Source organism: Nocardiopsis sp. L17-MgMaSL7, from assembly GCF_003182025.1.
Taxonomy (GTDB): Bacteria; Actinomycetota; Actinomycetes; order Streptosporangiales; family Streptosporangiaceae; genus Nocardiopsis; species Nocardiopsis prasina.
Genome location: NZ_QGTF01000003.1, coordinates 20,729 through 45,123 on the forward strand (window position 1 = coordinate 20,729; position 24,395 = coordinate 45,123).

The 24,395-nt window shown below is 70.7% G+C and carries 24 protein-coding genes; 14 read left to right on the top strand and 10 right to left on the bottom strand.

The window, feature by feature from the left end:
* The first annotated feature begins 34 nt into the window (after positions 1-34).
* Positions 35-1,003, top strand: a complete 969-nt coding sequence (locus tag BDW27_RS05475) for a DUF4097 family beta strand repeat-containing protein (RefSeq protein ID WP_026129020.1) — start codon at positions 35-37, stop codon at positions 1,001-1,003.
* Here BDW27_RS05475 and BDW27_RS05480 read toward each other — a convergent pair.
* Positions 1,000-1,389: a hypothetical protein gene (locus tag BDW27_RS05480; protein ID WP_110048468.1), complete on the bottom strand. Its 390-nt coding sequence runs from the start codon at positions 1,387-1,389 to the stop codon at positions 1,000-1,002. The genes BDW27_RS05475 and BDW27_RS05480 overlap by 4 nt on opposite strands.
* Before the next feature lie 124 nt (positions 1,390-1,513).
* On the opposite strand from BDW27_RS05480, the gene BDW27_RS05485 reads away from it, so the two are divergent.
* Complete coding sequence (locus BDW27_RS05485; protein WP_110048469.1) at positions 1,514-2,530, top strand: Gfo/Idh/MocA family protein; 1,017 nt, start codon at positions 1,514-1,516, stop codon at positions 2,528-2,530.
* Here BDW27_RS05485 and BDW27_RS05490 read toward each other — a convergent pair.
* From BDW27_RS05490 to ddaH, 4 genes are all read right to left on the bottom strand, one after another.
* Complete coding sequence (locus BDW27_RS05490; RefSeq protein WP_017543298.1) at positions 2,508-3,428, bottom strand: GNAT family N-acetyltransferase; 921 nt, start codon at positions 3,426-3,428, stop codon at positions 2,508-2,510. The two genes, BDW27_RS05485 and BDW27_RS05490, sit on opposite strands and share 23 nt — an antisense overlap.
* Positions 3,429-3,531: 103 nt before the next feature.
* Positions 3,532-3,918, bottom strand: coding sequence for a DUF2784 domain-containing protein (locus BDW27_RS05495; RefSeq protein ID WP_110048470.1), 387 nt, complete (start codon positions 3,916-3,918; stop codon positions 3,532-3,534).
* Positions 3,919-3,989: 71 nt separating this feature from the next.
* Positions 3,990-4,979 carry a YafY family protein gene (locus tag BDW27_RS05500; RefSeq protein WP_110048471.1) on the bottom strand — a complete coding sequence of 330 codons (990 nt, stop codon included), beginning with the start codon at positions 4,977-4,979 and terminating at the stop codon, positions 3,990-3,992.
* A gap of 144 nt (positions 4,980-5,123) precedes the next feature.
* Positions 5,124-5,921, bottom strand: a complete 798-nt coding sequence (gene ddaH / locus BDW27_RS05505) for a dimethylargininase (RefSeq protein ID WP_110048472.1) — start codon at positions 5,919-5,921, stop codon at positions 5,124-5,126.
* Between the two features lie 144 nt (positions 5,922-6,065).
* Here ddaH and BDW27_RS05510 point away from each other — a divergent pair, with 144 nt between their 5' ends.
* Positions 6,066-7,190 (top strand): FAD-binding oxidoreductase, encoded by a 1,125-nt coding sequence (locus BDW27_RS05510; RefSeq protein ID WP_110048473.1) that lies wholly within the window; start codon positions 6,066-6,068, stop codon positions 7,188-7,190.
* Positions 7,191-7,253: 63 nt separating this feature from the next.
* On the opposite strand, the gene bioB is transcribed toward BDW27_RS05510, so the two are convergent.
* Both bioB and BDW27_RS05520 read right to left on the bottom strand, forming a co-directional pair.
* A complete protein-coding gene (gene bioB / locus BDW27_RS05515; RefSeq protein WP_110048474.1) occupies positions 7,254-8,327 on the bottom strand; it encodes a biotin synthase BioB in 1,074 nt (357 codons plus the stop codon).
* Between the two features lie 96 nt (positions 8,328-8,423).
* Complete coding sequence (locus tag BDW27_RS05520; protein WP_017543304.1) at positions 8,424-8,903, bottom strand: GNAT family N-acetyltransferase; 480 nt, start codon at positions 8,901-8,903, stop codon at positions 8,424-8,426.
* Positions 8,904-9,083: 180 nt separating this feature from the next.
* Between BDW27_RS05520 and BDW27_RS05525 the strand changes: the two genes are divergently transcribed.
* The 7 genes from BDW27_RS05525 to BDW27_RS05555 all read left to right on the top strand — a co-directional run bounded on the left by BDW27_RS05525 (position 9,084) and on the right by BDW27_RS05555 (position 16,048).
* Complete coding sequence (locus tag BDW27_RS05525; protein ID WP_110048475.1) at positions 9,084-9,731, top strand: HNH endonuclease family protein; 648 nt, start codon at positions 9,084-9,086, stop codon at positions 9,729-9,731.
* Positions 9,732-10,138: 407 nt separating this feature from the next.
* Positions 10,139-10,687, top strand: coding sequence for a M23 family metallopeptidase (locus tag BDW27_RS05530; protein ID WP_017543306.1), 549 nt, complete (start codon positions 10,139-10,141; stop codon positions 10,685-10,687).
* 272 nt (positions 10,688-10,959) lie between these two features.
* Positions 10,960-12,288 (top strand): UDP-glucose/GDP-mannose dehydrogenase family protein, encoded by a 1,329-nt coding sequence (locus BDW27_RS05535; protein ID WP_199560548.1) that lies wholly within the window; start codon positions 10,960-10,962, stop codon positions 12,286-12,288.
* A 194-nt stretch (positions 12,289-12,482) separates the two neighbouring features.
* Positions 12,483-12,887, top strand: a complete 405-nt coding sequence (locus BDW27_RS05540; RefSeq protein ID WP_110048477.1) for an NUDIX domain-containing protein — start codon at positions 12,483-12,485, stop codon at positions 12,885-12,887.
* A gap of 370 nt (positions 12,888-13,257) precedes the next feature.
* Entirely contained in the window at positions 13,258-14,676 is a 1,419-nt protein-coding gene (locus BDW27_RS05545; protein ID WP_110048478.1) for a sugar porter family MFS transporter, read from the top strand.
* A 92-nt stretch (positions 14,677-14,768) separates the two neighbouring features.
* Positions 14,769-15,653 carry a helix-turn-helix domain-containing protein gene (locus tag BDW27_RS05550; protein WP_110048479.1) on the top strand — a complete coding sequence of 295 codons (885 nt, stop codon included), beginning with the start codon at positions 14,769-14,771 and terminating at the stop codon, positions 15,651-15,653.
* Entirely contained in the window at positions 15,650-16,048 is a 399-nt protein-coding gene (locus BDW27_RS05555) for a VOC family protein (RefSeq protein WP_110048790.1), read from the top strand. Before BDW27_RS05550 ends, BDW27_RS05555 begins: the two co-directional genes overlap by 4 nt.
* Before the next feature lie 31 nt (positions 16,049-16,079).
* Here BDW27_RS05555 and BDW27_RS05560 read toward each other — a convergent pair whose 3' ends face one another.
* Together BDW27_RS05560 and BDW27_RS05565 are read right to left on the bottom strand one after the other, a co-directional pair.
* On the bottom strand, positions 16,080-17,744 hold the full coding sequence (locus tag BDW27_RS05560) for an ABC-F family ATP-binding cassette domain-containing protein (protein WP_110048480.1): 1,665 nt from the start codon (positions 17,742-17,744) through the stop codon (positions 16,080-16,082).
* A 290-nt stretch (positions 17,745-18,034) separates the two neighbouring features.
* The gene (locus tag BDW27_RS05565; protein WP_110048481.1) at positions 18,035-18,268 is read right to left on the bottom strand and encodes an SHOCT domain-containing protein; all 234 of its coding nucleotides are present in this window, start codon (positions 18,266-18,268) and stop codon (positions 18,035-18,037) included.
* A gap of 158 nt (positions 18,269-18,426) precedes the next feature.
* Here BDW27_RS05565 and pabB point away from each other — a divergent pair, with 158 nt between their 5' ends.
* Positions 18,427-20,439 carry an aminodeoxychorismate synthase component I gene (gene pabB, locus BDW27_RS05570; protein ID WP_110048482.1) on the top strand — a complete coding sequence of 671 codons (2,013 nt, stop codon included), beginning with the start codon at positions 18,427-18,429 and terminating at the stop codon, positions 20,437-20,439.
* 438 nt (positions 20,440-20,877) lie between these two features.
* Here the strand turns inward: pabB and BDW27_RS05575 are convergent, their stop codons facing one another.
* Entirely contained in the window at positions 20,878-21,834 is a 957-nt protein-coding gene (locus tag BDW27_RS05575; RefSeq protein ID WP_199560550.1) for an NADP-dependent oxidoreductase, read from the bottom strand.
* Between the two features lie 69 nt (positions 21,835-21,903).
* On the opposite strand from BDW27_RS05575, the gene BDW27_RS05580 reads away from it, so the two are divergent.
* The 3 genes from BDW27_RS05580 (at position 21,904) to BDW27_RS05590 (ending at position 24,355) form a co-directional block, all read left to right on the top strand.
* On the top strand, positions 21,904-22,863 hold the full coding sequence (locus tag BDW27_RS05580; protein WP_110048483.1) for a GlxA family transcriptional regulator: 960 nt from the start codon (positions 21,904-21,906) through the stop codon (positions 22,861-22,863).
* Positions 22,864-22,991: 128 nt separating this feature from the next.
* Positions 22,992-23,687, top strand: coding sequence for a type 1 glutamine amidotransferase domain-containing protein (locus tag BDW27_RS05585; RefSeq protein WP_110048484.1), 696 nt, complete (start codon positions 22,992-22,994; stop codon positions 23,685-23,687).
* Between the two features lie 65 nt (positions 23,688-23,752).
* Entirely contained in the window at positions 23,753-24,355 is a 603-nt protein-coding gene (locus tag BDW27_RS05590) for a DUF4291 domain-containing protein (protein ID WP_110048485.1), read from the top strand.
* Positions 24,356-24,395: the final 40 nt, after the last annotated feature.

Below are 24,395 nucleotides of genomic sequence, written 5' to 3' on the forward strand. Positions count from 1 at the left end.
GAGGGAGGGCCGAGCCTTCCAGGAAGGGAAGAACATGACTTTCAGGGCACGAGGCCTGTACGCCTCCTCAAGCAAGGAACGCGGGGGATTCCGCCGGGGACCGTGGATGTTCCTGGGCGGGGTGCTCGTGCTGGCGCTGGTCGTCCTCACCGCGCTCTCCGTGCTGGGGAACATGACCGTCAACCAGTCGGACCGCGCGGACTCCTTCAGCGGGGTGAGCGCGCTGGAGATCGACAACTCCACCGGCGGGGAGGTCCTGCTCCGCGGCGGCACGGGCGACGAGGTCACCGTGGACCGCAAGCTGCGGGGCAGCCCCTTGTCGGAGCCGGACGAGGACATCGAGGCCGAGGGGGGCACGCTGGAGATCGACACCGACTGTTCGGGGCTGCCGCTCTTCAACTCCTGCTCGGTCGACTACGAGGTCACGGTCCCCACGGGGACCCATGTGACGTTGGAGACCATCAGCGGCCGGGTCTCCGTGGAGAACCTGGAGGGCGACCTCAGCGTGGAGACCACCAGCGGCGCCGTGGACGTGTCGGAGCACAGCGGCGCGGTCGACGTGGAGAGCGTCTCCGGCAACGTCGTCCTCGACGGGGTCGAGGGCGCGGCGCGGGCCCACACCGTCAGCGGCCGGATCACGGCCTCCGGCGAGGGCCCCCTGCTGGACGTCTCCAGCACCTCGGCCGAGATCCTCGCGGAGGACTTCACCGCCGACGAGATCCGGGCCGAGTCGGTGAGCGGTGCGCTGGAGCTCGGCGGCGGGTTCACCACCCTGGAGGCCGTCACCACCTCCGGTGCGGTCAGGGCGCGGACCACCGACCCCTTCGACCTTCTGTCGGTGGAGACCGTCAGCGGCGGGGTCGTGGCCACGGTCCCGGACGGGGAGTACGAGGTCACTGGGGAGTCGGTGTCCGGCCAGCGCGACTTCGGTGTGGGCACCGGTGGCGGCGACGGTCGGATCGACGTCAACACCACCAGCGGTACCGTGCGGGTCGAGAGCTAGACGCCCCGGCGTTCGAAGCGCAGCGCCGCCCAGTCCGAGTCGATCGGCACCTGGGCGGTGCCGCGCCATCCCGCGTCCACGAGGGTGTCCCAGCCCTTGTCCGCTGTCAGGTCCGTGATGATCGTGCCGCCCCGCTGGGGGAAGCACACCCACAGGCGGGTTGCGGGGCCGGTGAGCGCCAGGGCGCGTGGGCCCTCCCGTTCGACGGTGCCCCGGTCCAGGGCGAACAGGTGCAGGTCGTCGTACTCGGCACCCTCGATCGGACCGAGGTCGATGTGGATGTCGGTCGGGGGTTCCAGCAGCCGCAGGTAGCGTTCGGGGGCGTTGAGGACGAGCAGCCGGTCTCCGGGCTCGACCCCCAACCTCCGGGCGAGTGTCTCCGACATTCCTCCTCCGTTCACGTGTCGGCCGTGCGCGGCCTCTCCTCGGCCACCGTACGGTCCCCCCGGGCGGAAACCGAGGACCTTCCCCGCCTCGACCCGGACATGACCGTGTTTTTAGGATGCCCACATGACACAACAGAACGGTGGGCCGCGCTGGGGCGTGGTGGGGACCGGTGGGATCGCGCACGCCTTCATGGAGGGACTGCGGGCCGTCCCCTCGGCCCGGGTCACTGCGGTGGGCTCGCGCACGCTGGACCGGGCGGAGGAGTTCGGTCGGGTGTGGGACGTCCCGAACCGCCACGGCGGATACGAGGAACTCGCGGCCGACCCCGACGTGGACGTGGTGTACGTGGCCACGCCGCACCCCTGGCACCATCCGAACACCCTCATGATGCTCGAAGCGGGCAAGCACGTGCTCGTGGAGAAGCCCATGGCGATGAACGCGCTCCAGGTGTCGCAGATGGTGGCGGCGGCCCGTGCCAACGACCGCTTCCTGATGGAGGCCATGTGGACGCGTTTCCTGCCGGCCTCCCGGCTCGCCCGCGAACTGGTCGCGGACGGGGCGGTCGGCGAACTGTGCACGGTCTCCGCCGACTTCGGGATCAACGTCCCCTACGACCCCGACCACCGGCTGTTCAACGTCGACCTCGGCGGCGGCGCCCTGATGGACCTGGGGGTGTACCCGCTGGCGCTGGCCGCGCAGTACCTGGGCGAACTCACCGTGGTGGGCGCCACCCGGCAGCTGTCGCCGGACCGGATGGTGGACACCCAGACGTCGGTGCTGGTGCACGGGGAGAACGGGGTGAGCGCCTCCCTGACCTGCGCCTCCCGCAACGTCCTGCCCAACCGCGCGGTGCTGGCCGGGACGGACGGTTGGATCGAGATCCCGCTCTTCTGGGCCGCCACCGAACTGGTCCTGCACCGGGAGGGGCGCGCGCCCGAACGGTTCCACCGGCCCTTCCGGGCCAACGGCTACGAGTACGAGATCGAGGAGGTCGGGCGGTGCCTGGCCGCTGGTGAGCGCCAGAGCCCGGACATGACCTGGGCGGAGAGCCTGCGGCTGGCCGGGGTCACGGACCAGATCAGGGACGTGGGCGCGCTGGTGAGCGGCCCGTCCGACGTCAGAAGCGTCCCCCGGGTATGAGCCCACCCGCCCCCGCTCCGGTGGGGGTGGCGCGCACGGTGAAGTCGTCGCGGACCGCGGCCCCCGGCACGGTTCGACCCCGGCTGGAGGCGGGGCGGGGCCGGGGGCTCAGGGCGCGGCCCAGCACCAATCTGGCCAGGGGCAGGGAACCCATGCGGGCCACGACCAGGACCGCGTCCTTGGGGCCGACCTCGCGGGCGAAGCGGGCGTCCAGTTCAGGGTCGCCACTTCGGGGAGCGACCCCGTAGATCTCTCCGTCGAACATCCGGTAGGCGTCGCGGACCAGCAGGGAGTCGGGGTCCAGGCCGGGGCCGTCACCGAGCCAGTCAGCGGCGTCGGAGGCGATCCGGCGGACCAGTCCGGGCACGGGGCGGTCCTGGCGCGGGAAGACCCGCGCCCGGCCCAGCCCCTTGCGCCACCCCGCGTAGACGGCCGGGTGGCGTGTGCGCAGTACGACGTAGGTGCTGGACAGGGGATGTGCCAGGACCTCGCGGCTCAGGAAGTGCATCATCAGGGCGGCGGAGAGACCGGAGCGCCGGTGGGCGGGGACCACGCCGGCCGCGTCCAGGTACAGGGCGTTGCGGGCGGCGAAGCGGCGTCGGTGGTAACCGCCCCAGCCGACGGGAACGCCGTCCGGCCCCAGGATCAGCGCGAGCGAGGAGATCTGGTCGAAGAACCCGGAGGCCATCCGGGCGTGCCAGTACCCGGAGTGGTCGGCTCCGAAGGCGCGGGCCGCCAGATCGCGCAGGGCGCGGTGGAGGCGTTCGCGGCACTCGGGGGCCAGGGCGGTGGGGTCGTCCCAGCGGGCGACACGGTAGCCGGGTCGGAGCGGTCGGACTGTCGGAGGAACACTGAGTTCGCGCAGTTCCAGGCTGGGGTGTCGGGTCTGGTCGGGCACGCGGAAGCCCCACTTTCATTACTCTACGAAAGTAAACGACTCCTTAACGTAGCGGCTTTGTGGCGTTCCCGTGCGGACTTGACCCAACTGGAGGTTCCTGGGACTAGCCGGACACCGGATCGGGGGAGGTCACCGCCGGTCGCCGGTACAGGTTCCACGCGGCGCCCGCGTAGGCGCAGACGATGATCCCCGCGATCACGAACCGCGAGGTCATCAGGTGCTCCACCGGGTAGAGGACGCCGGTGATGTGGAAGTCGATGAACCCGTTCCCCATCACCTCGCGTCCGGTGTGCAGACGCGACCAGTTCTCGATGTCGGTGAGGAAGCACGACCACCCCACGACGACGATCCCGAGCGCGTACACGGCCACCGCGAGGTGCGGCCAGAACATCCTCGGCCACTTCCAGGCGAGGAAGCCGCCGAGGACGACGTAGGCGAAGAACAGGTAGTGGATGACCATCGCGGTGTGACCGATGAGGAGGTGCGTCATACCGCGAACCTAGAGCGGGAGGGACCGGCCGGGCATCAGTGTCCGTACCCACCCGCGGTGAGTACCCGTGCTCATGCGCCCTGGTCAGACCCCGGGGTTCTTCGGGAGGAACCGCCCCTGCGTGAGAGCCGCTCTCCCAGACGGCCCATCTCCGCGCGCAGCTCCGCGGGCTCCTCCACCTCCATGTCGAGGTCGAGCATGGCCAGGTAGCACGCCATGCCGACCAGATCGTCTCCCGCGCACAGCAGCACGCAGGAGTGCTGGTCCACCGCCTCGATGACTCCGTATCGCGCGGCTGGGCCCTCCAGGGCGGTCTCGGCGGACACCCCCAGGCGCACGCGCGCCCTGATCGGCCACATGTGCAGGTTCATCCGGTCGGCCAGGTACGCGGCCACCCCCCGCTCCGGTGGGTCACGCGGCGGCACCCGCGGGCCGGTGGGGGTGAGCGGGCGCATGCGGTCCAGCCTGAAGGTGCGCCAGTCATCGCGGTCGGTGTCCCAGGCCACGAGGTACCAGCGGCGCCCATGGGAGACCAGGCGGTGCGGCTCCACGCCCCGGCGGCCGGTCGACCCGTCGTGGCGTTCGTAGTCGAAGCGCAGCAGTTCGCTGTCACGGCAGGCCGACGCCACCAGGGTCAGGGTCGCGGAGTCGACCGTGGGGCCCTCGCCCGGCATCGGGACGGTGAAGGTCCCCAGCGCGTCCACACGGCGGCGCAACCGGGAGGGAAGTACCTGAAGGAGCTTGGCCAGGGCCCGCACCGAGGTCTCCTCGATCCCCGAGACCCCGCCCTGTGCGGCGGTGCGCAGGCCCACAGCGACCGCCACCGCCTCGTCGTCGTCCAGGAGGAGCGGGGGCAGGGCCGCACCCGCTCCCAACTGATACCCACCGCCGGTGCCCATGGTCGCCTGGATGGGATAGCCCAGGTCGCGAAGCCGGTCCACGTCGCGCCGGACGGTACGCGGGCTGACCTCGAGGCGATCGGCGAGGTCAGCCCCCGGCCAGTCCCTGCGGGTCTGGAGGAGGGACAGGAGCTGGAGCAGACGAGCCGATGTCGACTTCATGCCCAGAGTCTGCCAGGAGTGGAGGTCCGTTCCTGACCTCCACCTGCCGGTCCCGGGTCCGGCCGCCGAGGCTCCTTCCGAGCGGCCCGCCCCGACCTCTGCCGGGGCGGGGTGCGTGAGGGACGGACGCCACTCCCGCGCCGGTCAGGCGGGCGGTGGTGCGGGGCGGTCGGGGATCAGCACGCTCAGGCAGGTCACGCAGGCCTCCAACTTCTCGAACTCGGAGATGTCCACCGGCAGCACCCGCCAGTGATCCGCGGTCAGCTGGTGGATGGTCTCGTGCGCGGCGGCACTGACCAGCACGTCACGACCCCCCAGGGGCAGCACGTGCGCGCCCGGTTCCTCGGGGGCCTGGCGGATCGGCGGCAGACCTGTGGTGTCGACCAGCTCGGGCAGGCCGACCAACGTGCCGTCCGGCAGGGCGGTCACGGCCGACTTCAGGTGCAGGGCCCGCCCCAGGGCGACCCTGCGGACCTTGCGGCCCAGCGGGGCGAGGTGGTGTTCGAGCTGGTCGGCGCCGTCCTCGTTGGTCCTCCCGCCGATTCCCACGTACACGGTCTCGCCGACCTGGAGGACGTCGCCGCCGTCCAGGGTCCCCGGCTCCTCGATCCGCGCCACCCTCAGCCCCAGGGTGCTGACCGTGGCCTCCACTCCCGCGACCTCGCCCCGGCGCTCCGCCGCCCCCGAACGGGTCAGGACCGCCAGATCCTCGCACACCACCAACGGGTCCTCCACGAACACCGAGTCCGGGTGCTCCGGGGCCGGGTCCACCTCGTGCACCCGCCAACCGGCAGAGGCCACCGTCTCCTGGTAGATGGTGAACTGACGGGCGGCCAGCACCGGATCCACCGAGGCCCGCTCGATGTGCGTGACGATGCCGTCGGCCAACCGAGGGCTGGGGCGACGCATCAGGGCGACCCCGAAATAGGTGTAACCGTCCATACGACCTCCAGGGAAGGAAAGGGGAAGGGGGCCGGGCTCCGTCAGGGAAAGCCGCAGCGTATCGCGACTCCCTACCCCGTTTCGCGGACCGGCACGCGGAGCGAACGGCTTGTCCGTCGGCGCGGGGAGCGGCAGGGTGGACGTATGGACGTGATCGTTGTCGGCGGCGGGGTCGTGGGGGCCAGCGCGGCCTTCCACCTGACGAAGAAGGGGGTGTCCACGGCTCTGGTGGACGCCTCCCACCTGGGACAGGCCACGGCGGCCGGGACGGGGGTCGTGTTCCCGTGGCCGTTCCCCTGGGACGCGCCACCGGTGTGGGACTTCAAGGCCCGCGCCGCCGAGCACTACCCGGGGCTCATGGCGGAGCTGGCCGAGGACGGACAGACCACGGGGTACGAGGTGGTCGGTGGGATGTCGGTGGACCGCGAGGGCGGCGACGCGGGCTTCGAGCTGCTGCGCACGCTCTCCGAGCGCCCCGAGTTCGCCACCATGGGCCGGGTGGAGCGGTTGGCGGAGGGGGAGCCCCGGCGACACTTCCCGCTGCTGCCCGAACCCTACGCGGGCGTGCACATCGGCGGCATGGCCCGGATCGACGGGCGCCGAGTCCGGTCCGCCCTGTTCACCGCCGCGGGGGAGCGCGGACTGCACTATTACAAGGGCGACTCCAGCCTGCTGTGGAACGGCCACCGCGTCACCGGCGTACGGGTGGGCAAGGAGGACCTGGAGGCACCGATCGTGATCGTGGCGGCCGGGGCGTGGTCCGCGGGCCTGCTGTCGGTCGCCGGAGTCGAGCTGGGGGTGCACCCGGTGCGCGGTAAGATGACCCACTTCGCGCTCCCGGAGCAGAACACCCGCTCCTGGCCGGTGGTGCGGTTCGGGGAACGCGACTACTACGTGAGCGCCTTCGCGCCCAACCGGGTGGTCACCGGCGGCACGACCGAGCCCGAGGCGGGGTTCGACCGCAGGGTGACCGCTGCCGGGCTCTCGCGCAACCTGTCCACCGCGCTGGAGCTGCTCCCGGAGCTGGCCGAGGCCAGCGTGGTCGAGACGCGTGTGGGGTTCCGGCCCGGTACCCACGACGGCCAGCAGCTGCTCGGTCCCATCGAGCGGCTGCCCGGCGTGCTGGTCGCCACGGGGTTGGGCTCCCAGGGGCTCACCTTCGGTCCCTACCAGGGGGTGGTCGCCGCCCGGCTCGCGATGGGTGAGGACCCCGGGGTGGACCTGTCCGCTTTCGTTCCCGACCGGAACCAGACCCCCTCCGTGGCCTGACTCCAGGTCCGGAGCGAGAGCCTCGGTGAGGGGCGCCGCGAAGCGCGCGGCGCCCACCCCCCGTCAGGCGTTGGGCGGCAGGTCGGTTCCCGCCCCCCGCTGGCGGGTCCTCAGCAGGTCGTGGCGCTCGCCCGGGAGGGTCGGCTCTCCCGCGCCCTGGACCACGAATCCCGCGTCCGCGATCATCTCCAGGTCGTCCCGGCCCTCCTGCCCCTCGCTGGTGAGGTAGTCGCCGAGGAAGATCGAGTTGGCGATGTGCAGGGCCAGGGGCTGGAGGGAGCGCAGGTGGATCTCGCGCCCGCCCGCCAGGCGCACCTCCACGTCGGGGAAGACGAACCGGGTGGCGGCCAGGACGCGCAGGCAGCGCTGCGGAGTCAGTTCCCAGGTGCCCTCCAGGGGTGTGCCGTCGAACGGCATCAGGAAGTTGACCGGCACCGAGTCCGGACCCAGGTCACGCAGGGCGAACAGGGCGTCGACGAGATCGTCGTCGGTCTCGCGCATGCCCGCGATCAGCCCCGAGCAGGGGGACAGCCCGGCGTGCTTGGCACGTTCGACCGTGTCGACCCGGTCGGCGAACTCGTGCGTGGTGCAGATGTCGGAGTAACGCTCCTCCGACGTGTTGAGGTTGTGGTTGTAGGCGTCGACCCCGGCCTCGCGGAGCCTGTCGGCCTGGCCCTCGGAGAGCAGGCCGAGGCAGGCGCACACCTCCACCTCCGGGTGTTCCTCCTTGATCCCGGCCACGGCGGGGGCGAGGCGGTCCACGTCGCGGTCCGTGGGTCCGCGCCCGCTCGCCACCAGGCACACGCGGCTGGCACCGGCCTTCACCCCGTGCGCGACGGCCTCGCGGGTCTGGTCGGGCCTGAGCCAGGTGTACTTGACGATCTCGGCCTGGGACCCGAGGCGCTGGGAGCAGTAGAAGCAGTCCTCCGGGCACAGGCCGCTCTTCATGTTCACGAGGTAGTTGAGCTTGACCCGGCGGTCGAAGTAGCGACGGCGGACCCGCGAGGCGGCGGCGACCAGGTCCATCAGGTCGTCGTCGGAGCTGGTCAACACCCTCAGGAGTTCGTCGCGGGTGGGGACCTCACGGCGCAGGGCCTTCTCGGACAGTGCGTGGAGGCAAGCGTGGAAAGTCGTCACGGGACGATCCTGGGGGGTGGGGGCGCGTCCGCGCAGTGCCGGAACCCGCCAAGAAACCGATCGAAGTCTTGTGTGCCGTGGCGCGGCCGCAGTGGCTCAACTCTGCCGGTGGGCGGTCTCGTCCGCCCCCGTCCACCGGCCCATGGGCGGCAGCGGGTCGTCCGTGACCGGAAGCGGGGTGAACCCGGCGGCGCGGAAGAACGCGAGTCTGCCCTCCACGCCCTCACCTCCCTCCGGCAACAGGAACACCCACCTGGTCCCGGCCTCGCGCGCCTGGCGCACGTACCGTTCCAGCAGGGCGCAACCGATCCCGCGCCTGCGTCGCTCGGGGTCCACAACGACCGCGAGCACGTACCCGTGGGGCGGGGGAGCAGGCGCACCGGGCCCCGTGTACGCCCAGTCGAGCACGGCCTCCAACCAGCCGACCACCCGACCCTCCTCCTCCGCGACGAGGACCACCATCCCGGGAGGCAGGAGCTGCTCCGGGTAGCCCTTCGTGTCGAAATGCGGCGCCGCTCGGATCATGAGGTCGGTGATCGCGGGCCCGTCGCGGCCGGTGGCGTTCCGGACGATCATCCACCCAGGGTAAGGGAAGGGGCCGGTTCGACGCTCGGCAATTCCCGCACGAATTTCTCATTTGCGCTGCTTGCACCGTGTTTCACGGTCGCCCGATCCTTTCGGGGTGTCGGTTTGCCACGAACACTCCGGGGCCTGGATCATCACGTTCGGTAATTCCCATGGAAAGGTCACGTTCGCATGATCCGAAGTTCGGCAGCACTCGCCCTCCTTCCCCTCGCCGCCGCCTTCCTCCTGGCACCGGCCCCCGCGTACGCCGCCCCCACCCCCCTCACCGAGGCGATCGAAGCCCTCACCGTGGCCGAGGAGTCCCGGGAGGGTTACGACCGAAGCCTCTTCCCCCACTGGGTGGACGCCGACAGGAACGGCTGCAACACCCGGGCGGAGGTGCTGCTGGAGGAGGCCGTCACCGCGCCCGAGGTCGGCGAGCGGTGCCGCCTGAGCGGAGGCGAGTGGTACTCCTACTACGACGACCGCACCTTCACCGACGCCCGCGGGCTGGACATCGACCACATGGTGCCGCTGGCGGAGGCCTGGGACTCGGGCGCGTCGCAGTGGAGCACCCAACGCCGTCAGGCCTACGCCAACGACCTGGACGAGCCCGTCGCGCTGGTCGCGGTCAGCGCCGCGTCGAACCGCTCCAAGGCCGACAAGGACCCGGCCCAGTGGCTGCCCCCGGCGGCCGACGCGCACTGCCGCTACGTCACCGAGTGGACCACGGTGAAGACGCGCTGGGGACTGACGGTGGACGAGGTCGAGCGCGCGGCTCTCGACTCCGTCGCGGAGAACTGCCCGGACGCGGTCGTGGAGACCACCCCGGCACCCTGACGCTCCTGCGCGAACGGCGCGGGCCCCGGGAACACCGGGGCCCGCGCCGTGTTCGAGGGGCGGTTTCGGCCCGTGAGGGAATCGCGTTCGTCTTTCCTCTCGCGACGACGTCCGGGGTCGTTGTTCTGAATTTCGTGAATGACCGCATACCGGGGGAAGGGAGAGCCTTTTGGGTGATCCGTCCCCAGCGGAAGAGATCTGCATCCGCCCCCCGAAGGACACCCTTCGAGGTGAGTCCCTGTTTCACGAGGAACCGGGTACGCGTGTTCGACATTCGTACCGTTCCGCACGCTCGCGCCGATAACGAGATTCAAGATGATCAGTCCCGTTTCGTGATTTCCGTCGTTCATGTGGGTATCGAGCCTCCGTAGTTCTCGCACCCCCGTTCCCGCGAGGAAAGGACCCCCATGAAGTTCCCCCGTTCCGGCGCGCTGTTCCGGCGTCTGAGCATGCTTCTGGCCACCGCCCTGTTGACCGTCGTACTCGTGCCGGTGAGTGCCGTGGCGAGCGAACAGGCAGTAGCCGCGGTCAACCTGCGCACACCCTTCGACTGCGGTCAGGTCTGGAACGCCAACACCCGCACCAACCACAACCCGCAGCTGGCGGTCGACTTCCAGCGCTCGAACGCCCTGAACCAGAACGTGCGCTCCAGTGCCGCGGGCACCGTGACCACGGTCGCCGACCGGGGCAACACCAGCTACGGCAAGTACATCGTCATCGACCACGGCAGCGGCGTCACCACCCTCTACGCGCACCTCAACTCGCAGGCGGTCTCGGTGGGCACCAGGGTGAGCACCGGAACCGTCATCGGCAAGGTCGGCAGCACCGGCGGGTCGACCGGCCCGCACCTGCACTACGAACAGCGTGTCAACGGCACCGTGGTCCGCGCGGTGCTCAACGGGGTGTCGATCCGCTACTACGGCAACACCACCATCACCAGCAGCACCGGCTGCTGACACCTCCCGGTTCACGTGCGGCGCGGGTCCCCCAGGGCCCGCGTCGTTCGTTGGTGAACGGGCGCGCGTCACCGTGCTTGACGGCCCCGAAACCAGGTCGGCCCCGGCCCGCACGAGGAGCGGCCGGGCACCCCCACGGGTTCGGGCTGTGAACCGACCGGTGTTTCGGTGCTCGAAAACCGGATGTCAGACGACCTGGTCCCGGTAGCGTCGCCAGGGCGCGCCCGCCCGACGGGCGCGCGCTTGGACACCACTCTCAGAAAGCAGCGACCATGCGCGTATCCGTGATCGGCTGTGGTCACCTCGGCGCCCCGCACGCCGCGGCGATGGCGGAACTGGGCCACGACGTCGTCGGTGTGGAACTCAACGCCGACGCGGTCAAGTCACTCAACAGCGGCCAGTCGGCCTTCTTCGAGGACCGCTTGGGCGAACTGCTGGAGCGCCACACCGCCTCGGGGCGGCTGCGGTTCACCACCAGCCTCGCCGAAGCCGCCGAGTTCGCCGACCTGCACTTCGTGTGCGTGGGCACCCCCCTGCGAGAGGACCGCAAGGGATACGACGTCTCCCAGGTCCTGGGCGCCGTACGCGCCCTGGCCAAGCTGCTGACCGGACCGGCCACGGTCGTGGGCAAGTCCACGGTGACCGTGGGCACCGCCGCCCGTCTGGAGCGCATCCTCACCGGACACGCGCCCGAAGCCCACCTGGCGTGGAACCCGGAGTTCCTGCGTGAGGGCCACGCCATCCACGACTCCCTCTACCCGGACCGGATCGTGGCCGGAGTGTCCTCCAAGGAAGCCGAACTGGCCGTGCGCGAGGTGTACGCGCCGATCCTGGACCGCGGCACACCCATGATCGTCACCACCCCGGCCACCGCCGAGGTGCTCAAGTCCGCCGCCAACGCGTTCCTGGCCACGAAGATCTCCTTCATCAACGCCATGAGCCAGGTCGCCGACCACACGGGCGCCGACGTCAACGCCATCGCCCACGCGCTCGGCCTGGACGAGCGGATCGGCCCCAAGGGAATGCGTCCCGGCATCGGGTTCGGTGGCGGTTGCCTGCCCAAGGACGTGGCCGCCTTCACCCACCGCATCAACGAACTCGGCGCCCACCAGGCCGCCGCGATGCTGGGCGCGGTCCAGGAGGTCAACACCGCGCAGCTGCACTCCGCGCAGGCGCTGGTGGAGGCCGCCAACCAGGGGCCGGTGGACGGCGCCCGCATCGGGGTGCTCGGCGCCTCCTTCAAGGCCGGAACCTCCGACGTCCGCAGCAGCCCGGCGCTGCGGCTGGCCGGGCTGCTGCACCAGGACGGCGCGCAGGTACGCATCCACGACCCCGAGTCGGTGGCGGCCGCGCGGCGTCTGCACCCGGAGTACTCCTACGCGGCCACCGCTGCCGAGGCGGCCACCGACGCCGACCTGCTCGTCATCGGTACCGAATGGCCCCACTTCACCCAGGACGCGGACCTGCCGAGCAGCCTGGGGGAGGTCGTCGCTCGTCGCATCGTGGTCGATGTGCGCAACGCCATCGACGTTCCCGTCTGGCAGGCGGCCGGGTGGCAGGTGCGCCAGCTCGGCCGCCCGACCCAGCACCCCACCACCTAGAGGTCCACGAACAGCGCGGCCGTGGAGGCGGAGATGGTCGACTGGTCGGTCCGGCCGCGCGGCCGGGGAACCGCCGGGTGGAGGGCGCCGTGCGGGAGACCACCGAACACGGGGCCTGGTCCGTCCCCGGTGCGCGGAGCGGAGCGGTCCCTCGCTACGGTGGGGGACCGCTCTCACGACCAGAGGAGAAGCCCGTGGCCGACACCGACCCTGCCGGGTGCGTCGTAGTGATCACCAACGGGCGCGGCCAGGTGCTGCTCCAGCTTCGCGACGACATCGAGGGCATCTGCTGGCCCGGTCACTGGAGCCTGCCGGGCGGGCACCGGGAAGCGGGCGAGTCATGGGAGCGGGCGGCTCGCCGGGAGGTGGCCGAGGAGACGGGGATCGTCCTCGACGTCGTCAGCGAAGTGAGCGTGGACGAACACCCCGGAGGGCAGGACAGGGTGTTCCACGCGGACTGGGACGGTGCCGAGCGGGACTTGGTGCTGGGGGAGGGGCAGGCCCTGCGGTTCTGCGATCCTGACCGCCTTCCCGCACCGGTTCCCCCACACATCGCGCACTTCATTCGGCAAACGGCTGAGTTGAAGCGCACCGTGTGACGAGCGACCGCTGGCCGGGTCACCGGTCCTGGGCGTGGCTGGTGGAGAGAACCGAAGCGGCCCCGCCAGCCGCTGGACTACGCACTGCTGCCTGATCCCTTCCTCCTCCAGCACCGCGTCGGAGAGCCGCCCGGTCGGCTCGTGGGACCCCTCTGGCTCGCCGGATCGGCCCCGGACGTTCATGTCGCCTGCTCCGGCTCGGTCTCGGGTGGGAGAAATTCGGGAGAGGGGGCAGCTGGCGAGGTGCCTCCCACCGCGGTCTGGTGCGTTCCCGGTTCGCGTTGCGCTCCGGGACCGGAGGGCGCTGATCTGTCACTGTGGAGCACGGGCGCGCTACCCATGCGCGCCTGTGAACTGGGAAGAGGCAGATGTGAGCAATACCGGGGCATCTCCGGCGGGGGCCGGTGACGCGAACCTGGCCCACGTGACCATGATCGCGGCCGCGGCCGCGATGGGTGGCTTCTTGTTTGGTTACGACAGCGCCGTGATCAACGGCGCGGTCGACGCCATCCAGCAGCGGTTCGAGGTGGGCCCCGGGATCCTGGGGTTCACTGTCGCCTCCGCGCTGCTGGGCTGTGTGGTGGGCGCCGCGGCGGCGGGCAACCTCGCCGACCGGCTCGGCCGCATCCGGGCCATGCAGATCGCCGGTGTGCTCTTCGCGGTGAGCGCCATCGGTTCGGCCCTCCCGTTCTCCATCTGGGACCTGACCTTCTGGCGGATCATCGGCGGCGTGGCGATCGGTATGGCCTCGGTGATCGCACCGACCTACATCGCCGAGGTCTCGCCCGCCGCCTACCGTGGCCGCCTGGCCTCCCTGCAACAACTCGCCATCGTGCTGGGAATCGCCTGTTCCCAGCTGGTGAACTACGCGATCGCCCAGGAGGCGGACGGCAGCGCGCACAACATGCTCGGGCCGGTGCAGGCGTGGCAGTGGATGCTGGCCGTGGAGGCGCTGCCCGCACTGGTCTACCTCGGGTTGAGCCTGGTCATCCCCGAGTCGCCCCGATACCTGGTGCGGGTGGGGCGCGTGGACCGGGCCCGGACCATCCTGGGCGAGGTCGAGGGCGGCGGGACCGCTCGGATCGACCGGCGGATCGGGGAGATCAAGGAGGCCCTGGGGTCGGAGGTACGGCCCAGCCTGCGTGACCTCACCGGCAAGTACGGCCTGCTGCCCATCGTGTGGATCGGTATGGCGGTCTCCGCCTTCCAACAGTTGGTGGGCATCAACGTCATCTTCTACTACTCCAGCTCCCTGTGGCAGTCCGTGGGCGTGGCCGAGACCGACTCGCTGCTGCTGAGTCTGTTCACCTCCCTGGTGAACATCGTGGGCACGGTCATCGCGATCATGCTGGTGGACCGGGTGGGGCGCAAACCCCTGCTGCTGGCGGGGTCGGCGGGCATGACCGTGGCGCTGGGTCTGGCCGCCTTCGCGTTCAGCCACGCCACCGGCTCCGGCGAAGAGGTCACACTCCCCTTCATGTGGGGCGTGGTGGCGTTGGTCGCGGCCAGTTCGTTCGTGCTGTTCTTCGCCCTGTCGTGGGGCGCGGTCGTGTGGGTGCTGCTGGGAGAGATGTTCCCGCTGCGCATCCGCGCCGCCGCCATGGGCGTGGCCACCGCCACCCAGTGGCTGGCCAACTGGCTGATCACCGTGAGCTTCCCGAGCCTGCGGGACTGGAGCCTGCCGGGCTCCTACACGATCTACGCGGCCTTCGCCCTGCTGTCCTTCTTCTTCGTGCTCAAGTTCGTGCGGGAGACCAAGGGCAAGACCCTGGAGGAGATGCGAGGCTAGGCTGGTCAGAGCCCCATCTCGCCCTTCGGGGGCCTCCGACTCCGGCCTCAGGGGGGCAGATAGGGGGCACGGAACGGAGCTAGGCTGGAAGCGTGGACGGCAGGGAACGGGGCCACACCTGGGACTTCGCGGTGGCGGCCCCCGACAGCGCTCCCGGGGTGGCCGCGATGGTCGGCTACCGCAACCGCGACGCGCCCGACTCCGTCCACCTCGGTCTGCCGTCGGCGACCCTGACCCTCATCCTCAGCCTGGACGACGGAGTCGAGGCCGCCGACACCCCGGACCGACTGGCCGACGCCCGCCCCAGCCCGGTGCTGTTGGGCGGACTCCACACCCGGGCGACCCACGTGAACCAGCGGCCGGGACAGTCCGGGGTCCAGGTCTCGGTGCACCCCCTCGCCTCCCGCGCGCTCTTCGGCGTGCCGGGGGCGGAACTGGCCGTGGGCGACTCCGACGGGTTCGACGCCTCGGACCTGCTGGGACGCGCCGCCACCGAGGTCCACGAGCGGCTGACCGAGGCGCCCGGGTGGGACGCGTCGTTCGCGCTGGTCCGCCACTACCTCGTGGCGCGCCACCGCGACCTGGGCGCGGTGGCTCCGAGGAGTGAGGTCGTGCACGCCTGGGAGCTGCTGGCCCGCAGCCATGGTCGGTTCCCCGTGGCCGAGCTCGCTCGGGAGGTCGGCGTGAGCGCGCGCCACCTGGGCACCCTCTTCCACCGCGAGGTCGGGCGGTCGCCCAAGACGGTGGCGACCCTGATGCGCTTCGAGTACGCACGCACCCTGATCACCCAGGACGTTCACGTGCACGGCCGGGCCCGGCTCGCCGAGGTGGCCCTCGAAGCCGGGTACAGCGACCAGGCACACCTGAACAGGGAGTTCGTGCGCTTCACCGGACTCTCCCCGGGGTCCTGGCTGATCAGGGAGTTCCGAAACATCCAAGACGTGGCCCGCGCCCCACACGAAGAATGGACACCATGAACAACACGAATCCCACCGTCTGGAGCACGCTCCAGGCCGTGGACGCACCCAGACTGATCGACTACTACGTCGAGACCTTCGGCTTCGTGCTCGCGGCGCGTCACGACGACGGCGACACCGTGGCCCACGCCGAACTGCTGTGGCCCGAGGGCAGCGGCGGTCTCATGCTCGGCACCCACAAGCCCGGAGGCGAGTGGTCGCGCCAGCCCGGGACGGCGGGGACCTACGTGGTCACCACCGACCCGGACGCCCTGTACGAGCGGGTGACCGCCCGGGGCGCGGACGTCACCCGCCCCCTCGCGGACACCGACTACGGCTCCCGTGAGTTCGGGGTGCGCGACCCGGAGGGCAACCTCTGGTCGTTCGGCACCTACCCCGGCGCGTCCGCCCCCTGAGGGGCGCACGCCACCGAAGCCGCCGCGGGGGTCACCGTTCGTCCGGTGCGCCGGTGAACAGCTCGCGTACCTCCTCGGCGGTGGTCTCCCGAAGCTCCTCGTCGAGCAGCAGCCAGCGGGTGATCCCGATGGACTCCAGGAAGCGCAGGTCGTGGCTGGCGACCAGCAGCGCCCCCTGGTAGGCCTCCAGGGCGCTGGTCAACTGCCGGACGCTCGACAGGTCCAGGTTGTTGGTGGGCTCGTCCAGCATCAACAGCTGCGGGGCCGGGGAGGCCAGCATGGTCGCCGCCAGGGCGGCCCGGAAGCGTTCGCCGCCGGACAGCGTCCCCGCGACCTGCGCGGCCCGGTTCCCCTTGAACAGGAACCGTGCCAGCTGGGCGCGGATGTGCTGGACGCTGACGCCCGGAGCGGCATCGGAGACGTTCTCCGCGACGCTCAGGGACTCGTCCAGCACGTCCAGCCGCTGTGGCAGGAACCGTACGGGCACGGACACGTCGACCTCGCCCTCCACCGGGCTCTCCTGCCCGGCCACGGCTCGCAGCAGCGTGGTCTTGCCCGCTCCGTTGCGTCCCACCAGGGCGATCCGCTCCGGTCCGCGTACCAGCAGGTCACCCGAGACCAGACGGCCGAACCGGGGACGCACCCCGCGCAGACTGAGCACGTCACGGCCGTTGGGAACCTCGGTGTGGGGTAGCTCCACCCGGATCTCCGCGTCGTCGCGCACCGCGTCGGCCGCCTCCTCGCGGCGTTCGCGCGCCTCGTCGAGCCGGTCCTCGTGGGTGCCCCGGAGCTTGCCCGCGGACTCCTGGGCGGCCCGCTTGAGCGCGCCCTGGACGATCTTCGGGATTCCTCCGTCGATGGCCGCCTTCTTGGCGGTGCGCTGGCGTCGGGCCAGTTTGACCTGGGTCTCCTCCAGTTCCCGTTTCTGCCGGCGCACGTCGGCGTCGGCCGCGCGCAGGGTCCGTTCGGCCGCCTCCTGCTGCACGGCCAGTGCCTCCTGGTAGGCGGTCCAGCCGCCGCCGTAGATGGTCACCGAGCCGGTCCGCAGCTCCGCGATCCGGTCCACCCGTTCCAGGAGTTCCAGGTCGTGGCTGACCACCACCAGGGAGCCCGACCGCCAGGTCTCCACCGTCTCGTAGAGCCGGCGGCGTGCGACGAGGTCCAGGTTGTTGGTGGGTTCGTCGAGCAGGAGCACGTCGGGGCGCTCCAACAGGACCGTGGCCAGGCGCAGCAGGACGGTCTCGCCGCCGGAGAGCTGGCCGACGCTGCGGTCCAGGCCGATCCCGCCCAGCCCGAGCGAACCCAGGGTCGCCAGGGTGCGCTCCTCGATGTCCCAGTCGTCGCCGACCGTCTCGAAGTGCTGCTCGGAGGCGTCTCCGGCCTCGATGGCGTGCAGGGCTGCGCGTGTGTCGGCGATGCCCATCGCCTGGTCGACCCGCATGCCGGTGTCGAGCGTGACGTTCTGCGGCAGGTAGGCCAGGCTCCCGCCGACGGTCACCGAACCCCGTGCGGGGCGCAGCTGACCGGCCAGGAGCCGTAGCAGGGTGGACTTGCCAGCGCCGTTGGTGCCGACCAGTCCGGTGCGGCCCCGGCCGAGGGTGAGGGACAGTCCGTCGAACACGACGGTGCCGTCCTTCCACTGGAAGGCCAGGTCGGAGCAGGCAACGGCACTCGTGGTGGTGCTGGTCTTGGACATGGGTGTTCTCGCAGTCAGAAGCGGTGTGGAAAGGGCTTCGTGTGCGAGCACCACACGGCGTTGCGCCGGGAGGGAAGGCGAGGGGAGTCCTGGTCGAGTCAGGGACGGCTCCTGCACCGAGGTTCCATGCACGCGTCGGACAGCCGGAAACCGGCGCCGCACCGCGTGATGATCGCGAACCTCAGATGCGCAACGTCCACCTCGATCGTAGACAACAGGACGAGGAGAACTGTACCCACTCCGGCCGGAGTGTCAATCAGCCCATGCGTGTGACGTGCGTCTCCGGTTGCTCAGAACTCCTCGAGGTCGATCTTGCGCTGGAGGTACTCCTCCCGGCTGATCTCACCCCGGGCATAGCGCATGCGCAGCTCCTGAGTGGCGGCGTCCGTGGCCGGGGGAGGAGCGATCGACGGTCCGGTGCGACGACGCGTGAGCAGCTGACCGACCTCGGTGACGGTGAGGACGAAGAAGAAGGCCAGGCCCAGCACGACCACGATCGCGACCACGGCGATGAAGACGTTCACGGCGTCCCTACCTTCGACAGTGAGCGGACCGGCGCGCCCGCCGCTCTCCCTGTCTACAGCCTGCCCGGTCCCACCACCAGGGCTGGCGATCCTTGAACCACCCAGAACGGCGTAATCTGGGACATCGCGATCCAACGGCCGGTCCCAGAAAGGGCGGGATGCGCGTTCTCCTCGTGGACAACCACGACTCCTACACGTACAACCTGTTCCAGCTCCTCGCCGAGGTGCTCGGCACGGAGCCCCTGGTCCTGACCAACGACGACCCCCGTTGGTCCGAACTCGACCTCGCCACCGTGGACGCCGTCGTGGTGTCCCCGGGCCCCGGTCGCCCGCAGAACGCCCGCGACCTGGGACGCGTCACCGAACTCCTCGCGCACACGGACCTGCCGGTCCTCGGGGTGTGCCTGGGGCACCAGGCCATCGCACACCTGGCCGGAGCCGAGGTGAACGCGGCGCCCCAGCCCCGCCACGGACACCTGACCCGGGTCCGGCACGACGGCACAGGGCTCTTCTCAGGGGTGCCGCAGGACTTCACCGCCGTGCGCTACCACTCCCTCGCCGTGTCCGAGCCCCTGCCCGAGAACCTCGTGGCCACCGCCTGGGCCGAGGACGGCGTGGTGATGGGTCTGAGCCACCGCGACCTGCCGCGCTGGGGGGTGCAGTTCCACCCCGAGTCCGTCGCCAGCGAGCACGGAACCGACCTGGTCGCCAACTTCCTGGCACTGGCCCGCGACCACCGGGGGGCGTCCACCGGCCACAGCGCCCAGGGGCCGACCACCAGGAACGACACCGAGAGCGGCCCTTCGATCCGCTCCGAGTCACTGCCCCACGCGGTGGACACCGAGCGCGCCTTCGCCCACCTGTACGGCGGCTCCGAACACGCCTTCTGGCTGGACAGCTCCCGCCCCGAGGGGCCCGCCCGCTTCTCCTTCCTCGGGGACGCCTCCGAGGTCCTCACTTACGACGTCGGCGACACGGGCGTGTGGGTGCACACCACCACCGGGACCCGCGAGGAACCCGGTGACGTGTTCGGGGCACTGGAACGCCGCACCCGCCACACACCCCGCCCGACCGGACTGCCCTTCGGCTTCACCGGCGGCTACGTGGGCTACTTCGGCTACGAACTCAAGGCCGACTGCGGGGCCGACCAGGCGCACACGGCCGACACCCCGGACGCCGTGTGGATGCGCTGCGACCGGTTCGTCGCCGTCGACCACCACGAGGGCCGTACCCACGTGGTCTGCGCGGACGATGAGCCAGACGCGGACGAGTGGGTCCGGAACACGCTCGCGGCCCTGGGCGACCTCCCCCCGCTGCCCGAACCCGCGCCCTCGCTCACGCCGGTCGACCTGGCCTCGCTCCTGGAACAGTCCCGCGACGCCTACGTGGACGACGTCAAGACGTGTCTGGGCCACCTGACCGACGGCGAGAGCTACGAGATCTGCCTGACCAACCGGGTCCGTCTGCCCGACCTCGGCGACGGTGGCGACCTGGACTTCTACCGCCGCCTGCGTGCCGCAAGCCCCGCCCCCTACGCCGCGTTCCTGCGAGCCCGGGGGGTGACCGTGCTCAGCGCCTCACCCGAGCGCTTCCTGCGCGTGGATGCGGAGCGTGTTGCCGAGAGCCGCCCCATCAAGGGCACCGCGCCCCGCCACACCGACCCGGTGGCGGACGCCCGCATCGCCTCCGAGCTGCGCACCGGCGCCAAGACCCGCGCCGAGAACCTCATGATCGTGGACCTGCTCCGCAACGACCTCGGCCGCGTGTGCGAGGTCGGCAGCGTGGAGGTGCCCGCCTTCATGTACACGGAGTCGTACGCGACCGTGCACCAGCTGGTCTCGACCGTCCGAGGACGGCTGCGCCCGGAGGTGTCGACGCTGGAGGCGGTCCGCGCCTGCTTCCCGGGCGGTTCGATGACCGGTGCACCGAAGCTGCGCACGATGGAGCTCATCGACCGGCTGGAGTCCTCGGCCAGAGGTGTGTACTCCGGGGCGCTGGGCTACGTCTCGCACACCGGCGAGGCGGACCTCAGCATCGTCATCCGCACGGCCGTGCACGCCAACGGTGAGGTCACCGTGGGCGCTGGCGGGGCGATCGTGCTGGACTCCGACCCCGAGGACGAGTACGAGGAGATGCTCCTCAAGGCCGAGGTCCCAGCCCGAGGCCGGTAGCAACGCGTACCACCCGAGCAAGAGGCCTTGCCTCGTCGCACGTCAGGGATCAGTCTCAGCGGTCGCCGTGGTTCTCCTTCGGCTCGTCGTCAGCGGGCTCAGGCTCGGGTTGGGCTCTGCCTTCGCAGGGCGAGACCCATGCCCGTGACCGGATCAGGAACCCTTGAGCCGCAGGCGACCACCTCAGCCTGATGCGACCCAATCCCACGTGCGCGGGGAACTTCCATCTGGAGTGGATCTGGAGTGAGCGAGCTGGACCATCCCCGCGTGCGCGGGGAGCACAAGAACTCGACGCCGCCCACCACCCCGCTGTAGGGACCATCCCCGCGTGCGCGGGGAGCACCCTTTTTCACCTGCGAACTTACCGGCGGCAAGGGTCTGTTTTTGCAAGTTCTCCAGAAACAGACAAATCCGACTCAGCCTTTCCAGTTCTCCCGCCTAATCGTCCTCCATGACCAGGACGATCTTCCCCGTGGTCCGGCCGGTCTCGCCCAGGGAGTGGGCCTTCGCGGCCTCGGACAGCGGGAACGTCGCCTCCACGTGCGCCTTCAGAGCCCCTTCGGCCACGAGTTCGGCGATCGCTTCCATCCCGGCGTGGTCGTCCTCGACCAGCATCGACACCGCTCGAATGTCACGTTGGGCGGCCCGCTCCACCACCTCCCCGGGCAGGGGCAGCAGGGAGACCAGAGTCCCGCCCGAGCGCATCACCTTCAGGGAGCGCTCCGCCACGTCACCGGCCAGCGGGTCCAGAACCACGTCGATGTCGCTGGTGGCCTCGGCGAAGTCGACCTCGCGGTAGTCGATCACTTCGTCGGCGCCTAGCTCACGCAGGAAGTCGTGCTTGGGCGTGCTGGCGGTGCCCACGACATAGGCCCCGTGCGCCTTGGCGATCTGCACGGCGAGGTGGCCGACGCCTCCGGCGGCCGCGTGCACCAGCACGCGCTGCCCCGAGCGAAGCCCGGCGGTGTCCACCAGAGCCTGGTGAGCGGTGAGCGCGGCCAGCGGCAGCGCCCCGGCCTGGACGTGGTCGACACCGGCGGGTTTACGGGCGAAGGCCCGCGCGGGGCCGGTGACGAACTCGGCGTGCGAGCCCGCTCCGTGCGGGTAGGGCAGCATTCCGAGGACCTCGTCGCCCGGCTGGTGGATCGTCACCCCGTACCCCACGGACTCCACGACCCCGGACACGTCCCAGCCCAGGACGAGGGGGAGGCGGTTCACGAAGCCCGCCGCGGCGCGGTGCTTCCAGTCGGTCGGGTTGACCCCGGCCGCGCGGACGGAGACCAGAATCTCGCCGGGCCCGGGACTGGGTGTGGGGACCCGTACCTCCTGGAGGACCTCCGGACCGCCGTGGGTGTCCTGGCTGATGGCGCGCATGGTGCTGTGGTCTGCGTTCATGGCTCCAGCCTCTCGGGTTCGGGATCGGCGCACCATGGCATGATTGTCATCTTTGAATAGGATCGTGCCATGAGCGTTCCGCATCGCGTCGTTGTTCTGGCCCTGCCTGGTGTCTACCCTTTCGAGCTGGGTATCCCCAGCCGCGTCCTCGGGGCCGCGAACGGCCGGTACGAGGTGCTGACCTGTTCTTCCGGCGAACCCTCGGTTCCCACCAACGCCGACTTCGCGGTCACGGTCGAGCATGGTCCCGATGTCCTGGCCAGCGCGGACACCGTGGTCATCCCGCCCTTCGACGCCGGGCTGCTCTCCCGCGAGCTGGACCCGCGGGTCGCCGGTGCCCTGGACGCGATCCGCCCGGGCACGCGTGTGGTCTCGATCTGCACCGGCGCGTTCGTGCTGGCCGCCGCCGGTTGGCTGGACGGGCGCCCGGCCACCACGCACTGGGCCCTCACCGAATCGTTCCGCACCTGGTTCCCGAAGGTGCTCCTGGACCCGGACGTGCTCTTCGTGGACGACGGCGACCTCCTGACCTCGGCGGGCGCGGCCTCGGGGGTGGACGTGTGCCTGCACCTGGTCCGCTCCGACCATGGCAGCGAACTCGCGAACCGGGTGGCGCGTACCTGTGTGGTGCCGCCCTGGCGCGACGGCGGCCAGGCCCAGTACATCGAACGGCCGGTCCCCGAGCCGGGACGCGAGGGCACGGCGGCGGCCCGCGGTTGGGCCCTCGCCCGCCTTGATCAACCAATAACCCTGTCTGATCTGGCCGAACACGCACACATGAGCTTGAGGACCTTCATCCGCAGGTTCAACGAGGAGGTCGGGACGAGCCCGGGGCGGTGGTTGATCCACCAGCGGGTCCTGCGGGCGCGGCACCTGTTGGAGACCACGGGCCTTCCGGTGGACGAGATCGCCGGACGGGTCGGGTTCGCCACCGGTACCTCCCTGCGCCAGCACCTGCGGGCCGCGATCGGGGTGTCCCCACTCACCTACCGGCGCACCTTCCGGGGCGCGACCGTGGCTGTTTCCTGAGGTCAGCGGCGCGGGAAGCCGGACGAACCCCGACGGCGGACACAGGGTGTTCCGTTGGAACATGCCTGCCCGGGCAACTAGTGTCAGCGGCACCATCGAGGCGGAACCCACATGCGGAGTGATCCAGTATGTCCACGATCCTGTTCCTGATGACCGGCGCCGACCACTGGACGCTGGCGGACGGCACCCGGCACCCCACCGGTTTCTGGGCTGAGGAGGCCGTCGCTCCCTACGAGGCTTTCAGGGACGCCGGACACGAGATCGTCGTCGCGACCCCCGGCGGGGTCGTGCCTCCCGTTGACCGGGGCAGCCTGGAGGCGGGCGCCAACGGCGGCCAGGAGAACGCCGACCGGGTCTCCGCCCTGTTGGACTCCTTCACCGAACTCCACTCGCCGCTCAGCCTGGAGGAGGTCGACCTCGGCGACTACGACGCGGTGTACCTGCCCGGAGGGCACGGCCCCATGGAGGACCTGGCGGTGGACACCGTCTCCGGTGACCTGCTCACCACCGCTCTGGAGACGGGCAAGCTGCTCGGCGTGGTCTGCCACGGCCCCGCCGCCCTGCTGGCGGCCGAGCGACCGGACGGCACGAACCCGTTCGCCGGTTACCGGGTGAGCGCGTTCACCAACACGGAGGAGACCCAGGCGGGCCTGGCCGACCAGGCCGCGTGGCTGCTCCAGGACCGCCTGGTGGAGGCCGGGGTGGACTTTCAGGAGGGCGAGCCCTGGGCCCCCAAGGTCGTGGTGGACCGCAACCTGGTCACCGGCCAGAACCCCGCGTCCTCAGCCCCGCTGGCCCAGGAGATGCTCAGGCTGATGGGCTGAGGCCCCGCGCTGGCCAGCGGAAATCCGGTTGCCGCGCCCGCTGGTCAGCGCCACTGTGGTCTCCCATGAGCATTCCCCCGTTCCAGATCAGGGCCAGGTACACCGACACGACGGTCACCGTCTACCAGGCCTACGCCCCCGCGATCGGGGTCCCCGCCGCACGTGAGGGCCGCTTCCCGGCGTCGTGGAAACGCGAGCGGATGACCTGGATCAAGCCGTCGATCCTCTGGATGATGTACCGCTGCGGGTGGGGGCGGAAGGCGAACCAGGAGACCGTACTGGCGGTGGAGATCACCCGCGAGGGGTTCGAGTGGGCCCTGCGCCGCTCCGCCCTGTCGCACTACAAGCCCGGTCTGCACTCGGACCGAGACGCCTGGAAACGGGAGCTGCGAGCGGCACCGTCGCGTGTCCAGTGGGACCCCGAACGCGACCTCCGTCTGAACCCGCTCGCGTACCGCTCCCTCCAGTTGGGGCTGTCCGGCGAGGCGTCCCGCCGCTACGCGGACGAGTGGACGGTGTCGATCACCGACATCACACCCCTGGCCCACGAGCTGCGCGACCTGGTGAGCCGAGGTGAGCTGGACACGGCGGCCGCGCTGCTGCCGCGGGAACGCCCGTATCCGATCCCGGACCAGGCCATCGCACATCTGCGACCAGCCCGGAGGTGAACCACCGTGCCCTCCACTCCTTCACGGTGCGGACGCCCGA